Source organism: Bradyrhizobium sp. URHC0002, from assembly GCF_054059515.1.
The window spans coordinates 5533599-5548275 of sequence record NZ_JBSSCF010000001.1; the positions used below are offsets into that span (position 1 = coordinate 5533599).

Here is a 14677-nt window from a genome sequence, read left to right on the forward strand (position 1 = left end):
ACTCCAGGTTTTGTCCGCTTCCCGTTGGTCCCGAAAGCGTTCTCGAAATGACGCGAGCGCCGCGCCGCTGACCAATTCTATATCGCGAGTCGCTCGGAAATTGCGTCTCTGAATTGCAACACTTGTAAGCCAAAGTATGGAGTCAAGCTCATGATATATCTATATTATTCCCGTTAACGGGCAGAACTTTCGGTTCCATTTTGTCGTTTCCGGGACCCAATTGCGGCGAACTGAAGTCGCCGTTTAGTTGAGTAGTGAATTCGCCCATGGCGACATGGATTTTCGGAACAAAGCTGGAACATGGGCCGGGGCGATGCTATATGTGGATAACCGCCGACTTGCCGAGGGATCGCTAAGTCGGCGGGGCTTGCCAGCGTATAGGGTCGCTTCAGATGTCCGGAAGCGGACGCGAACGAGCGGACAAAACACAGTCAGGAATTGGCGACAGGTCAAGAATTGGAGGCGGCCGGCACTTGGCGGGCGGTCCAGTAATTTTTGCCGGCGATATCGAGTGGAGAGCGGCGATGGCGGGAAGCGTGAACAAGGTGATTCTGGTCGGCAACCTCGGCAAGGATCCTGAAATCCGGCGGACACAGGACGGGCGGCCGATTGCCAATCTGAGCATCGCGACCTCGGAGACCTGGCGCGACAAGGGCACCGGCGAGCGCAAGGAAAAGACCGAGTGGCACCGCGTCGTGATCTTCTCCGAACCGCTTTGCAAGATTGTCGAGCAGTATCTGAAGAAGGGCGCCAAGGTTTACATCGAGGGCGCGCTGCAGACCCGCAAATGGACCGACCAGAGCGGCGTCGAGAAATACTCGACCGAAGTCGTGCTGCAGGGCTTCAACTCGACCCTGACCATGCTCGAAGGCCGCGGCGGCGGTGGCGGCAGCTTCGGCTCTGACGATGCCGGTGACTTCGGCACCAGTGGGCCCGTCAGCTCCGCGCCGCGGCGGCCGGTGGCGGCAGGCGCGCGCAACAGCGACATGGACGACGACATCCCGTTCTAGGGCAGGGCTTTTGCCGGCGCATTGGCTTGCGATAAATTCGTTCGCGAGAACGGGCGTTTGCGCCTGATTTACAACTGATGTGCCGGCTGATGTGCCGGCGCAGAACCACCCGCATTCCGCTGAAAACCGGCTCGTAGACGCGGCGATCCGAGCGCTCACGCGTGATGTTCTTTAACATTTGCATGAGCTATTGCACTTAAGCTGCTTCCAGCCTCGAACGCCCACTTAACCTGGAGGAGCGTCCACCCATGAGCCTCGCGCCGCTGCTGGAGGCCCCCGGGACGATCCCGTTGCATGCCTTCGCAGCGATGGCGGCGTTCGCCCTCGGCATCGTACAATTCGCAGCCCCAAAGGGAACGCTGCCGCACCGGACCATCGGCTGGATCTGGGTGCTGCTGATGTTTGCGGTCGCGATCAGCGCGTTCTGGATCCACGAGATCCGCATGGTCGGGCCGTTCAGCCCCATCCATCTGCTGTCGATCTTCACGCCGATCATGCTGGTGCTCGCGGTCCTGCATGCGCGCCGGCACAATGTCAGCGGTCACAAGAAGGCGATGACCACGATCTTCTTTGGCGCGCTGATCGTCGCCGGCCTGTTCACCTTCCTGCCGGGGCGGATCATGCACGCGGTGGTTTTCGGCCATTAGGTCGATGCTGGAGACGCTGTTTGGAGGCTTGGTTTTCGGTCCCGAAAATGCCGGTTCCGGCAGGCACCAAAAAAGCCGCCTCCGATCCCGGTAAGTCCATGAAAAAACGAGCGGAAAAACCACCCTTCCAGCGCGCTTCGGGGTGGTTATCGGACCCCCGATGCGCTATATGATTCTCAGCTGAGAATTGACCGGATTCCCCCTTTGTCTGACCCTGAAGATAACAAGCCCGGCGAGCCGCCGGAGCCCTCCGATATCCGTCCCGTTTCCATCCTCGACGAGATGAAACGCTCCTATCTCGATTACGCCATGAGCGTGATCGTGGCGCGGGCGCTGCCGGATGCGCGCGACGGACTGAAGCCCGTGCATCGGCGCATTCTCTACGCGATGCACGAGAACGGCTTCGAATGGAACAAGTCGTACAACAAGTCGGCGCGCACGGTCGGCGACGTCATCGGTAAATACCATCCCCACGGCGATCAGTCGGTCTACGACGCGCTGGTGCGTCTGGCGCAGGATTTCTCCATGCGCGTGCCGCTGATCGACGGCCAGGGCAATTTCGGCTCGGTGGACGGCGATACGGCGGCCGCCATGCGGTACACCGAATCCCGCCTGACCAAGATCGCGCAGACGCTGCTCGACGACATCGACAAGGACACCGTCGATTTCCAGGCCAATTACGACAGCCGCGACCGTGAACCGACGGTGCTGCCGGCGAAATTCCCGAACCTTCTCGTCAACGGCGCCGGCGGTATCGCCGTCGGCATGGCGACCAACATCCCCCCGCACAATCTCGGCGAAGTCATCGACGCCTGCGTGGCGCTGATCGACAATCCGGCGCTGACGATCGACGACCTCATCAACATCGTGCCGGGACCGGATTTTCCGACCGGCGGCATCATCCTGGGACGGCAGGGCATCCGCTCGGCCTATCATCTCGGTCGTGGCTCGATCGTGATGCGCGGCAAGGTCACCATCGACACCATCCGCAAGGATCGCGAAGCGATCATCATCACCGAAATTCCCTTCCAGGTGAACAAGGCCACCATGGTCGAGCGCATCGCCGAACTGGTGCGCGAGAAGAAGATCGAGGGCATCTCCGACCTGCGCGACGAATCTGACCGTGACGGTTTTCGCGTCGTCGTCGAACTGAAGCGCGACGCCGTGCCTGACGTGGTGTTGAACCAGCTCTACCGTTTCACGCCGCTGCAGACGAATTTCCCGGCCAACATGGTGGCGCTCGACGCCGGGCGGCCGCAGACGATGAACCTGAAGGACTTTCTGACGCTGTTCATCGCCTTCCGCGAACAGGTGGTGACGCGGCGCACGAAATTCCTGCTCAACAAGGCCCGCGACCGCGCCCATATCCTGGTTGGCCTCGCGATTGCGGTGGCCAATATCGACGAGATCATTCGCGTTATCCGTACCTCGCCCGATCCGAACACCGCGCGCGACACGTTGATGTCGCGTGACTGGCCGGCGCGGGACGTCGAAGCGATGATCACGCTGATCGACGATCCCCGGCACCGGATGGCCCCCGACGGCACCGCGCGGCTGTCGCTGGAGCAGGCCAAGGCCATTCTCGAACTGCGCCTGCAGCGGCTGACGGCGCTCGGCCGCGAGGAGATTTCCGAAGAGCTCGACAAGCTCGCGGTGGAAATCGCCGACTATCTCGACATCCTGCGTTCGCGTGCGCGCGTGCAGGGCATCATCAAGGAAGAACTTGCGGCGGTGAAGGGCGAGTTCGCCACCCCGCGCAAGACCGTCATCATCGAGCAGGAAGGCGAGGTCGAGGACGAGGACCTGATCCAGCGCGAGGACATGGTCGTCACGGTCTCGCACGCCGGCTACGTCAAGCGCGTCCCGCTCTCGACCTATCGGGCGCAGCGCCGCGGCGGCAAGGGCCGGGCGGGCATGCAGACCCGCGACGAGGATTTTGTCAGCCGCTTGTTCGTGGCCTCGACCCACACGCCGGTGCTGTTCTTCTCCTCGAAGGGCCAGGTCTACAAGGAGAAGGTCTGGCGGCTGCCGGTGGCGGCGCCAAACGCGCGCGGCAAGGCGCTGATCAACATCCTGCCGCTGGAGCAGGGCGAGCGCATCACCACCATCATGCCGTTGCCGGAGGATGAATCCTCCTGGGGCAATCTCGACGTGATGTTCGCCACCACAGGCGGCACCGTCCGCCGCAACAAGCTGTCCGACTTCGTCGATGTCCGCCGCTCGGGCATCATCGCCATGAAGCTCGGGGAAGGCGAGGCGATCGTCGACGTGCAGATCTGCACCGAGCGCGACGACGTGCTGCTGACGGCCGCCGGCGGCCAATGCATCCGCTTCCCGGTCACCGACGTACGCGTCTTCACCGGCCGTACCTCGATGGGCGTGCGCGGTATCGCGCTCGCCAGCAACGACACGCTGATCTCGCTGGCGATCCTGCGCCATGTCGAGACCACCTCGGACGAACGATCGGCCTACCTGAAGATGCGCCGCGCGGTCGCCGGCGAAACCGCGGCGGAAGAGCCTGTCGATGCCGAGGGCGAGGAGACGTCGGGCGCGATCCAGCTGACTTCGGAGCGCTATGTCGAGATGTCTGCGCAGGAGCAGGTCGTGCTGACGGTCTCCGTCAACGGCTACGGCAAGCGTACGTCATCTTACGAGTACCGCACCACCGGCCGTGGCGGCAAAGGCATCGTCGCGATGAGCGTCAACAACCGCAACGGCAAGCTGGTGGCGTCATTCCCGGTGGAGCACAGCGACCAGATCATGCTGGTCACCGACAAGGGCCAGCTGATCCGCTGCCCGGTCGAGGACATCCGCATCGCCGGCCGCTCGACGCAGGGCGTCATCGTGTTCGATACGGCTGAAGACGAACACGTGGTGTCGGTCGAGCATATCGGCGACGACGGCGAGAACGGCGAGAACGGCAACGGCGGCTAGCGCCGCCGGCCTTGTGTGCAGCCCGGGTGGAGGGTAGCTCGACCCGGGATCAGTAGCCCGGATATCGCTTCGCTCTCCGGGCACTGCCATTTGATTTTGCTGTCGTGTTTCACAAAATCGCAGGCCGTCCCCCGATCTGTCTCCCGCAGATCAGGCCCTCGCTAGGCGGGCCAGAAACCGGGTCTGGAGGCATCGGCGTCGAGGCCGGTAGTTCGGCCCGTCCGTGGGGCGGGCGCTGGGCCGGGGGCAATTACCCCCTATACCGGTCGCGGACGTGCGGCCGGAGTTCTCGACCGAGAAGAAAGCGGTCTTTGCCACTTTTTCCCCCGTAGGAATACGGGGAAGACAGAATCGGCTTGTGAATCAAGGTCAAGAGATTTCCAATCTGATCAGGGGAAATATTTCATCAGCGCGCATTTTAGATACACCCCATAAAGCCCCGCTGGGCGGTACCTAGCGGGGTTTCATTTTGGCCTCCCATGGCTTGGTTGAGGCGGTTCTACGATCCGATTATCCTTCCGGACGGGCGCAAGCTGCTGACGCTGCGCGACGCGGCCGAATACATCATCAAGCTTCCGAAGGCCGACCACGATGCCGACGAACGGCAGAGCGCGCGTTATTTTCGTAACATGCGACGCGTCACGGAATGATCGCTCACGTCAACCCAGACGTCGGTGGCGGCGGCTTATTCGGGTGGATCAAGATTCTTGTAGTGAATGTCATCACCATGCATATCGACGAGCTTCATTCCGAGGATTTGGGTGTTTGGGTTGTTGTCGCCGATGAGATAGCAATGGTCGAACGCCTGGTCACGGACGTAGACGGGACCATAAGGCCCGGCCCAGACATAGTCCGCCGATTCTGCATAATAAGCGGCATAGCGATTGCTCGTGTTGAGGGGGTGTATCTCCCCGCCGGGGTCTATATGCCACCAGCCGCGCGTGCCCCATTTCCCTAAATCTCGGCAGCTATCTGGGCTGAAATACATGATCGCGAGCCAAAGCCCCTGCGAGGTTCGATTGCGAAAATGGAGTTCCATCATTCCCTCCTTCTCGCAAACCGCTCTCGCAACGGGGTGGCGTCTGGTGGCGAGCTAGCGAGCGGCGGGAGGTGGGCATCTTTTCCCGAAGTTGCCGTCTCTGAGGCCGCAGCGACGCCGGGTTTGTCATGGCTTTGTGAGACGCGGCGACTGTTCGCTTGGCCGAAGGGTCCCGTCTGGTCGGGCTGTCTCTCTGTGTCTGTCATGCTGCCGCCTCCATGCTGGCCCGCGGTGCAGGTGCATCCTGCACCGCTTTGGAAGCTACGCGTCTCCCGCCGTGCTGTCTGTGAGATGATTCACTTTTGCCAAAGGTTGTAGTCTTTGGCGAAGACCGAGGCTGAAGCCACAGTCTTGGCGTGGCGATGCGCCTTGCCCCAGCGGTCAATTTCAGCATCGGGCGCGGCGAGCTTGGTTTGCCACGCGTCAAGATGCGGCTTCTTGCCGTTGACCGGGATTGGATCGTAACCGGCGGCGCGCAGTTTCTTGCGCAGCGCGGTTGTCGTGGATTTGTCGGCACGCTGATCCATTTTGCGCCCTCCTAATCTGGCGGCTATATGAATCAGCGTCGGCCAAGACGATGATTATTTGGCGTTTGCTTTACGAGGGCGTTGCCATCGCGCTCATCCGGGCTACGACGCTCCTCTCCGCAGATGCGCATCACTCCGCGGCAAGCGGCGCTTCGCGCGGCACGATGATCCGGATTTTCGTTCCCGCGCCGGGCTTGCTTTCCAGATTGATCCGGCCCCCCAAGCGATTGGTCACGATGTTGTGGACGATGTGCAATCCGAGGCCGGTGCTGCCCTGGTCGCGCCGGGTCGTGAAAAATGGATCGAACACCTGGCGCTTGACCTCCGGGCTCATGCCGCAGCCGTCGTCTGAAAACAGCACTTCGACATTGTGCCTGCCCGACGCCTGTGCCGCGATGTGGACGGATCCTCGTGCGCCGTCCGGATAGGCGTGCACCGCGGAATTGATAACCAGGTTGGTGAGCACCTGGCCGTAAGGTCCGGGATAGCTGTTCATGGCAAGGTCAGGCTCGCACTCGACGCTGACCGCGAGATTTCTGCGCAGCCCATACCGCAGTCCCTTGACGACCTGCTTGGTCACCTGCCCGAGATCAAAGCCTCTCCGGTCTGAAACGTTGCGATCGGCCGCGACCTGCTTGAACGACTGTATCAGATCGATCGCGTGATTGAGGTTGATCATGACTTGCGATGCCGCCTCGCGGCCTGCCGCAATGAATTCAGCCAGGGTAGACCGGCGCACGCCGCCGCGGGCGACATCGGCTTCAAATCGATCGGGCTTGTTCAGGAAAGCCGAGGCGACGGTCAGGCTGGTACCGACGGGGGTGTTGAGTTCGTGAGCGACGCCCGCCACCAGCCTTCCCAGCGCGGCCAGCTTTTCGGTCTGTACGAGGTTGTCCTGCGCGGTACGGAGATCCTCGAGCGATTGCGACAATTGCCTCGTGCGCTCCTGGACCTCGGCGAACAGCCGCGTGTTCTCGATGGCAACGACCGCCTGACCGGCGAAGGTTTTCAGGAGCTCGACCTGCGCTTTGGGAAATAATTGAGGCTCCAGTCGCATGACCGCGATGGCGCCGATCGCGACCTCGTCGCGCAACATCGGCACGACGAGGATACTGCGATAACCCGATGTTCGCTGCAGCTCGCTGTATCCGCCGGAGACGAGCACATCAGGTTCGTGCACGACACGGCGCTCGCGGATGGCGACCGAGATCAGGTTCTTGCTGGACAGCGGGGCAGGGTAGGCCTTGCGCACCGCGGCCACCGATTCCGGGGAGAACTGATCGTAAGCGACGAGATGGACATGATCCCCCTCGCGGCGATAGACGGCGCTCAGCACACTCTGGCACAGCCGCGCGGCGTTCTTGACGATCCTGTCGAACACCGGCTGGATACCGGTCGGCGAGTCCGAGATGAGGCTCAGGACCTCGGCTGTCGCTGCCTGCCGCTCCCTGGCTTCATGAAGTTCGAGGGCAAGTTGCTCGACTTCGGTTTTGGTAGGACTTTCGACTTTGGCTTTTGCGGGGCTGGAAGCGCGCGCCGCTTTTGGCGCCTTTGCCGTGGCCGTCGCGTGGCTTCTCGATCTGGTTGGTCTGTCGCCTGCTTTCATTGCCTGCCTCAAGTCCGGGGATGAGCCATCGTATCGGCTTAGGCCGGCAATGGGAAAGGGCGTCCGGCGTCTCCTTGGGCAGAAGTCACGGCCGGCTCTTGCCGCGCAAGGTCTTTCTCCAGTTCACCATTCACTGGTGTCACGACCCTTCCCCGTCAAACAGCACCTCCTAAATCCGCGTCGCTGCCTGCGACAGTATGGTGCCGGCTTTGCTGGCGACAACCACCTGTAAACGCGAAATCGGCTTATCAATTTTGCCATTGCACGCGGAACTGAATGGGTTTCTGATGGTGTCGACGAGAAATGGAAGAACACAGGGGATAGGCAAACGCTTAGACGATCTTAAGGGAGGAAAGCCATGACCGAACATCCATGGATCAAGTCTTATCCGGCGGGCGTCAGGTGGGATGCCGATATCCCTCTTATGCCAGTCCAGCAGATTCTTGAGGAGTCGGCGGCAAGATGGCCAAGCAATCCAGCCATCGATTTCATGGGAAAAAAGATTTCCTATGACGAACTCAACCAACTCGCGAACCGCGCCGCCAAGGGATTTCAGAAGCTCGGCGTCAAGCCCGGCATTCACGTCGGGATTTACCTGCCCAACACGCCGCACTACCTGATCAGCTTTTTCGGTGTTCTCAAGGCTGGCGGCACTGTCGTCAACTACTCGCCGCTGGATGCGGAGAAAGTACTTGAGCACAAGGTCGCGGATAGCGAGACCGATTTTATCGTCACGCTGGACCTTGCCGCGTTGTATCCGCAAATGGACCGCCTGTTGGGAGCAACCCGGCTCAAGCAGCTCATTGTCGGCAACCTCGCCGAAATGTCCGTCGCGCCTGAAACCGTCAAAGCTCAGTTGGGAGCCGCCAGGCAACTCGCCGAGGTTCCTACGGACGACAGGCACATCACGTTTCAAAACCTGCTCGACAACGACGGCATGTATCAACGCTACCCCGTCGTCAATGTAGCCGACACGATTGCCGTGCTTCAATACACCGGCGGTACGACCGGCTTGCCCAAGGGCGCCATGCTGACCCACGCCAATCTTTCGGCTGCCATCGGCCAGTATATGGAGACCACGCGCGGCGATCCGCCCGTGCTGGAGCCTGGAAAGGAACGCATCCTGGCGGTGCTGCCGCCGTTTCATATCTATGCCCTGGCCGTCAATATGCTGCTCGGCCTACGGATCGGCGCAGAACTCGTTCTGCATACACGGTTCGACGTTGATGCCGTCATCAAGGATCTCGAGACCAAAAGGATCACGGCATTTCCCGGCGTCCCGACGATGTTCGTGGCGGTCATCAATCACCCAGGTGTCGCGAAGGCAGATCTCCGGTCACTCAAATGGTGTGCCTCGGGAGGCGCCTCGCTGCCGCTCGAAGTTCAGCAGGAATTCGAGAAGGCAACCGGATGCAGACTGGCTGAGGGATGGGGCATGACCGAGACCTCGCCGACTGGCTCATTCACGCCGGTGCCGGGCCCGCGGAAGCAGGGCTCGTGCGGGGTACCCATCCCCGGAGTCATCATCAAATTTCTCAGTCTTGAGGATCAGACAAAATACATGCCGCAAGGCGAACGTGGCGAACTCTGCATCAGCGGCGCCAACGTCATGAAGGGCTATTGGAAAAATTCCGAAGCGACGGCGGCGATCATGACCGCCGACGGTTTCATGCGCACCGGCGATGTCGGCTACATGGATTCCGACGGCTATATCTACATCGTCGATCGGACCAAGGACATGCTGCTCTGCGGCGGCTTCAACGTGTATCCGCGCACCATCGAGGAAGCGATCTATTCGCACCCATCGGTTGAGGAAGTCAGCGTTATCGGCATCCGCGACGCTTATCGCGGCCAATCGCCGAAAGCTTTCGTCAAACTCAAAAGCGGCGCCGCGGCCTTTACGCTCGACGAGCTGAAGGCTTTCCTGAAGGACAAGCTTGGCAAGCATGAAATGATTGGGGCCATGGAGATAAGGTCCGAATTGCCGAAGACCGCGGTCGGCAAACTATCGAAAAAAGAACTCTACGAGGAAGAGGAACGAAAAGCGGCAGCGGCTTAAGGACCGCTTACTCCGGCTCGGTCAAAAGCAGGGCGGCCGCACGTCGCCGTTTATGTCTGCCGTGCTCGCAAAAGCGGGCACTCTCTCGGGTGCCTGCAAAAAGCAGACCCTTAGCCATACGCGACTGCGTGCGGCACCACCTTGCCAAAGCTCTTCGACCTAATACTCTTCCAGAGCTATTTCAGGAGCAACAGAACAAAACCGCGGAGGTAACATGTCGCTGTTTCGTTACGTGAAAATTCCTGCAACTGCCGCCGTTCTCTCCCTTACTCCATTGATCGCGCTAGCGCAGACCCAGCCGAAGCCCGCGACTGAGGCTACCAAATCAGCCAACCGCGCCGTCCAGCAATATCTAGACTTCGACGACAAGCAGGACTTCGAAGATGCGAAGCGCGGCCTGATTGCGAAACCCGACACACTTACAATCAAGAGCGCCAAGGGAAAGGTCGTCTGGGACCTGGAGCAGTACAAGACCTACATTGGCGACGACAAACCTGCACCAGATACTGTGAATCCGAGCTTGTGGCGCAATGCCCAGCTCAACATGCACCATGGTCTGTTCAAAGTGCACGACCGCATCTTTCAGGTCCGCGGATACGACCTCTCGAATATCAGCTATATCCAGGGCGACACCGGGTGGATCGTATTCGACCCACTGATCTCCGAGGAAACCGCGAAGGCGGCTCACGAGCTTGTCACCAAGGAGCTTGGCAGCCGGCCCATAATTGCAGTGATCTATAGCCACTCACATGTCGACCATTACGGCGGCATGAAGGGAATCGTGAGCGAGGCCGACGTCAAGACGGGCAAAGTGCAAATACTCGCGCCGGAGGATTTTGCCGAGCACGCCATCAGCGAAAACGTGATTGCCGGCAACGCAATGGTGCGCCGGTCGATCTACATGTTCGGCTCCGCGCTACCGCGCAACCCGAGGGGCGGCGTCAACGCCGGCCTTGGCCAGACCGTGTCGACCGGCACCGCCGGTCTCGTTCTTCCTACCCGCGAAATCAAGAAGACAGGGGAAGAAGTCACCATCGATGGCGTGAAGATGGTGTTTCAAATGACGCCGGGAACCGAAGCGCCCGCTGAAATGAACACCTTCTTCCCGCAATTCAACGCGATGTGGATGGCGGAGAACGTCACCAACACACTGCACAACATCCTCACGCTGCGCGGCGCGCTGGTGCGCGATCCTCTCAAGTGGGCGAGCTTCCTCGACGAGACCATCGATCTCTATGGACCGAATGTGGAGATCAAGTTCCAGTCTCACCACTGGCCGCAGTGGGGCAACGCCAGGATACTGGACTATTTGAAGAAGCAGCGCGACCTCTACAAGTATATCCACGATCAGTCGGTCAACCTGATGAACAAGGGTTACACGGGCATAGAGATATCCAACATGGTCAAGCTGCCGCCCGAACTGGACAAGCAGTTCTACAATCGCGGCTATTACGGCACGGTCAGGCACAACACCCGCGCGGTTTATCAGCGTTACATGGGCTTCTACGACGCCAATCCGACGACGCTCGATCAGCTGCCGCCGGAAGAAGCTGCCAAGAAATATGTCGAGTACATGGGAGGGGCGCCGGCAATCCTTGCCAAAGCGAGAGCCGATTTCGACAAAGGCGAGTATCGCTGGGTTGCGGAGGCGTTGAAGCAAGTCGTCTTTGCCGATCCCGACAACAAGGAGGGCAAGGAATTGCTCGCCGATGCCTACGAGCAGATGGGCTATCAGGCCGAGTCCGGTCCGTGGCGTTCAGTGTATCTGCAAGGCGCCCTCGAGCTTCGCTATGGCGTCCGCGATCTTGGCGCAGCCAACATCCTGGGCCCAGACACCATCCGCGCCATGCCGCCCGAAATGCTGTTCGACTACTTCGCTGTGCGGCTCAACGGACCGAAGGCGGCAGGCAAGAAGTTCACGATCAATGTCGACTTTACTGATCGCAAGGAGGTCTATGCGCTCACGGTGGAGAACGGTGTGTTGAACTATGCCAGAAAGGCGGTACCGAACGCCGATGCCAAGCTCATCCTGGCCAAGGTGGTGCTGGATCGCATCGAGCTGCGCGAGGTCACAGCCGAGCAAGCGATAGCGGCAGGAGACATGAAGGTCGAAGGTAACGAGCAGGTCGTCTCAGACTTTCTCAGCTTGCTGGACAAATTCCCCTTCTGGTTCAACATCGTGACGCCGTGACAATTCTGAGCGCGAGGTGATCGTTCGCCTCGCGCCGGTCGGCCAGATGGCGATAGGCCTCACTCGATGGTCAGGCCTCTATGCCGGTGGATGCCCTTGCTGTTCCAGAATTAACCTGCACAGCGCACATCAAGCTTAATCGCCAAGCTTAACACGCGGGTTTCGTTGTGACCGACCCACGCTGCGATAGGATTGCCGGGGCACTTAGAACAGGTACGGCTCTCCATCATGCCGAACATGCGTATTGTCGCCATTGCTGTTGTAATGTTGTTGTCGCCAGCCGTCGCGCATGCATCGAAAGACTGCATGACCAGGGCGGAGGCCCGCAACATCTATCGCACCTCGTATCTGTACTGGCATGGCAAGGGTCGCTGCTGGGATGCCTCGCCGCGTGCCTCGCACCGTCTCAAAAAAGTGGCAGCCGCAAGGGCGAACCGGGTCGAGGCGTCGCATAAAACCAAAGCCAGACCCAAGCCGGAAGTAAAAGTTGAAGTGGCCGACCCCAGCCCGGTGCCCACGGGAGCCAACGGAACGCTAACGCCGGATGATTTGCGCAAATGGGCAAACAGCATGGCGGCGATGCCCTCAGAGCCGATCGTGAAGATTCTGGATCGCTGGCCCGATGAAGAACTGCCGCAGCACCGGATCAAGCCGGCGGCGATTGCAGAACCATCGCTGATGAACACCAGGACTATCGTCATGGTGATCATCATGTTGATGGCGCTGTTAGCGGTGCTGATTGGAGTGACTGTTCACCGAAGATCATCCCACAGAATGGTGCATTAGCGGAACGGTGGTATCCCGGCGGTCACAGTGATCGAAGGTTGACGCGCCAGCCCTGGCGACGGCGGCGGCGATTGTTCAAACATGTGAACTCGTTCACAGCCACTTGCGCGCTTTCGGTACATAACGCGGCAGCGGAGGGCACACGCTATGACCCAACCTGCAAAGCGCATACCCACATGGCTGACGATTGACGTGCTGGTGATCGTCATATCGCTGGCGATTATCGGTATCGGCATCGGGATCGGGATTGCTCCCTAGCCACGAACATGAGCCGGATCTGATCTGAGACATAGCGCCGCATTCGCTGTCCAGGCGTGGTTGAGATTCGCCTTCCGTGCCAGTGTCCTCCTGTTGGAGCGTTAGCGGCCGATTAGTCATTCTCGATCGACGAAGATGCCATATCGAGGAGTGAGCTCATGACACAAGTTCTTCCCCATAATCTGAAATCAGCTGCGACTTGGGGCTCCGGCGGCGCGTCCTACGACATCGTGAGCCAAAGCATAGCTGACGCCATCGATCATGTCGTGAATCGAGTCTGGCCGCAGTCGGCGGAGCGGATTCTGGATGTTGCGACGGGCACGGGCTGGACTGCGCGTCGGTTGTCAAGTTGGGGCGCAAAGGTAACTGGCGTCGATATTGGTGAAGGCGTAATCGAGGCGGCAAAGCGGATGGCTCCGGAGATCGACTTCAAGGTCGGTGACGCCGAAGCGCTGGAGTTTCCGGATCAGAGTTTTGACTGCGTTACGTCGACGTTCGGTGTCATGTTCGTCTCGCGCCCCGAGGCCGCGGCTGCCGAATTGGCTCGCATTACCCGCAAGGGTGGGCGGCTCGGACTGGTCACCTGGCTGCCTGGCAGTGCGGTTGATGAAATATTCCAGACCATGCGGCCGTACATGCCACCACCGCCGGACAATCCTCCTCCTTCGCCATTCGCGTGGGGCCGGGAAGACCGCGTTCGGGAGTTGCTAGGTGATGAATTCGATTTGGCATTCGAACGTGGCACCACGGTGCTTCGTATGCCGAGCGGACAAACAGTATGGGACATTTTTGTATCCGGCTATGGTCCAACCAAGACGCTGGCTGCTTCGCTCGAACCTGAAAGGCGCGCGGCACTTCAGCGAGATTTCGTCGCGATGCATGAGAAGTATCGTACCCCAGTCGGGCTGGCCATGCCGCGCGAGTACCTCTGCACTATTGGAATTCGAAAATAGCGCACGGCCTTCAGGCTCCGGGACCTAAACGACACGTCTGTCAATTTAGCCAGTGCGCGTTACGCGCCATCAGGGGGCTGAACTTCGAATTCGAATTTGCACTCGCCGGTACGCTCAAGCCACCAGTGGAAATTGGCGCGGGGCCGTTTGCCCCGATTTGAGACTGGCGATCCGCGCTGTGCATGGCTCAATCAAGGCCTTTTCGTAGCAGAGGGGCGGTTCGGACCTGGTAGTATGGTCAAGTATAAGGTTTAGCGCGTGGTTTGACGCCGCGAGCCAGCTAAATCAGCAAAACAATTGCCATCACTGCGGGGCGCAAACGCCCCACCTTTACCATGATTTGTGCGTACATCCGGCCGCGCCTACTGGGCAGGGCCACGCAAATGACAGCTCAGTTCCATGAGACAACAGATGCGGAGTTCGAGGTGCAGGTTCGCAACCTCGTGCGCGTCGTGTCGGCTTGCACCTTGGGGCTTTGGTCCTTTTCTGCGGGCCTGCTGATCGGGTGCTTTTTTCTGTTTTGAACAGTGTCGCAGGGCCGTCAGCACAACAATTTCGCTAGCCTGTACGTGGATCGCGCTCGTGCCGTTCAGCCTCGTCGGTCGTAAGCCCTGCAGTGTTTCGCGCACCGGCTTGCTGCATTCTCCTTTTGTCGAAGTCGGCAGCG

At 60.0% G+C, this 14677-nt stretch carries 12 protein-coding genes; 9 read left to right on the top strand and 3 right to left on the bottom strand.

All coding sequences use genetic code 11. The features are described 5' to 3' along the window. Window positions 1-524 precede the first annotated feature (524 nt). The 4 genes from ACVWVY_RS26960 to ACVWVY_RS26975 all read left to right on the top strand — a co-directional run bounded on the left by ACVWVY_RS26960 (window position 525) and on the right by ACVWVY_RS26975 (window position 5241). Window positions 525-1010 carry a single-stranded DNA-binding protein gene (locus ACVWVY_RS26960; RefSeq protein WP_456629209.1) on the top strand — a complete coding sequence of 162 codons (486 nt, stop codon included), beginning with the start codon at window positions 525-527 and terminating at the stop codon, window positions 1008-1010. Window positions 1011-1258: 248 nt separating this feature from the next. Continuing rightward, window positions 1259-1657, top strand: coding sequence for a DUF2306 domain-containing protein (locus ACVWVY_RS26965; protein ID WP_456629210.1), 399 nt, complete (start codon window positions 1259-1261; stop codon window positions 1655-1657). A gap of 204 nt (window positions 1658-1861) precedes the next feature. After that, window positions 1862-4591 (top strand): DNA gyrase subunit A, encoded by a 2730-nt coding sequence (gene gyrA, locus ACVWVY_RS26970; RefSeq protein ID WP_456629211.1) that lies wholly within the window; start codon window positions 1862-1864, stop codon window positions 4589-4591. 479 nt (window positions 4592-5070) lie between these two features. Then, window positions 5071-5241, top strand: a complete 171-nt coding sequence (locus tag ACVWVY_RS26975; RefSeq protein WP_456629212.1) for a hypothetical protein — start codon at window positions 5071-5073, stop codon at window positions 5239-5241. Between the two features lie 35 nt (window positions 5242-5276). Here ACVWVY_RS26975 and ACVWVY_RS26980 read toward each other — a convergent pair whose 3' ends face one another. The 3 genes from ACVWVY_RS26980 to ACVWVY_RS26990 all read right to left on the bottom strand — a co-directional run bounded on the left by ACVWVY_RS26980 (window position 5277) and on the right by ACVWVY_RS26990 (window position 7763). Then, the gene (locus ACVWVY_RS26980) at window positions 5277-5630 is read right to left on the bottom strand and encodes a hypothetical protein (RefSeq protein ID WP_456629213.1); all 354 of its coding nucleotides are present in this window, start codon (window positions 5628-5630) and stop codon (window positions 5277-5279) included. Between the two features lie 296 nt (window positions 5631-5926). Beyond that, window positions 5927-6157 carry a hypothetical protein gene (locus tag ACVWVY_RS26985; protein ID WP_456629214.1) on the bottom strand — a complete coding sequence of 77 codons (231 nt, stop codon included), beginning with the start codon at window positions 6155-6157 and terminating at the stop codon, window positions 5927-5929. A gap of 130 nt (window positions 6158-6287) precedes the next feature. Beyond that, window positions 6288-7763 carry an ATP-binding protein gene (locus ACVWVY_RS26990; protein ID WP_456629215.1) on the bottom strand — a complete coding sequence of 492 codons (1476 nt, stop codon included), beginning with the start codon at window positions 7761-7763 and terminating at the stop codon, window positions 6288-6290. A 358-nt stretch (window positions 7764-8121) separates the two neighbouring features. Here ACVWVY_RS26990 and ACVWVY_RS26995 point away from each other — a divergent pair, with 358 nt between their 5' ends. The 5 genes from ACVWVY_RS26995 to ACVWVY_RS27015 all read left to right on the top strand — a co-directional run bounded on the left by ACVWVY_RS26995 (window position 8122) and on the right by ACVWVY_RS27015 (window position 14265). Next, window positions 8122-9822 (top strand): long-chain-fatty-acid--CoA ligase, encoded by a 1701-nt coding sequence (locus ACVWVY_RS26995; RefSeq protein WP_456629216.1) that lies wholly within the window; start codon window positions 8122-8124, stop codon window positions 9820-9822. Between the two features lie 214 nt (window positions 9823-10036). Then, window positions 10037-12013, top strand: a complete 1977-nt coding sequence (locus ACVWVY_RS27000) for an alkyl/aryl-sulfatase (protein ID WP_456629217.1) — start codon at window positions 10037-10039, stop codon at window positions 12011-12013. A gap of 228 nt (window positions 12014-12241) precedes the next feature. After that, window positions 12242-12799 carry a hypothetical protein gene (locus ACVWVY_RS27005; protein ID WP_456629218.1) on the top strand — a complete coding sequence of 186 codons (558 nt, stop codon included), beginning with the start codon at window positions 12242-12244 and terminating at the stop codon, window positions 12797-12799. Between the two features lie 416 nt (window positions 12800-13215). Next, the gene (locus tag ACVWVY_RS27010) at window positions 13216-14010 is read left to right on the top strand and encodes a class I SAM-dependent methyltransferase (RefSeq protein WP_456629219.1); all 795 of its coding nucleotides are present in this window, start codon (window positions 13216-13218) and stop codon (window positions 14008-14010) included. Between the two features lie 147 nt (window positions 14011-14157). After that, on the top strand, window positions 14158-14265 hold the full coding sequence (locus ACVWVY_RS27015; RefSeq protein WP_456629220.1) for a DUF3237 family protein: 108 nt from the start codon (window positions 14158-14160) through the stop codon (window positions 14263-14265). Window positions 14266-14677: the final 412 nt, after the last annotated feature.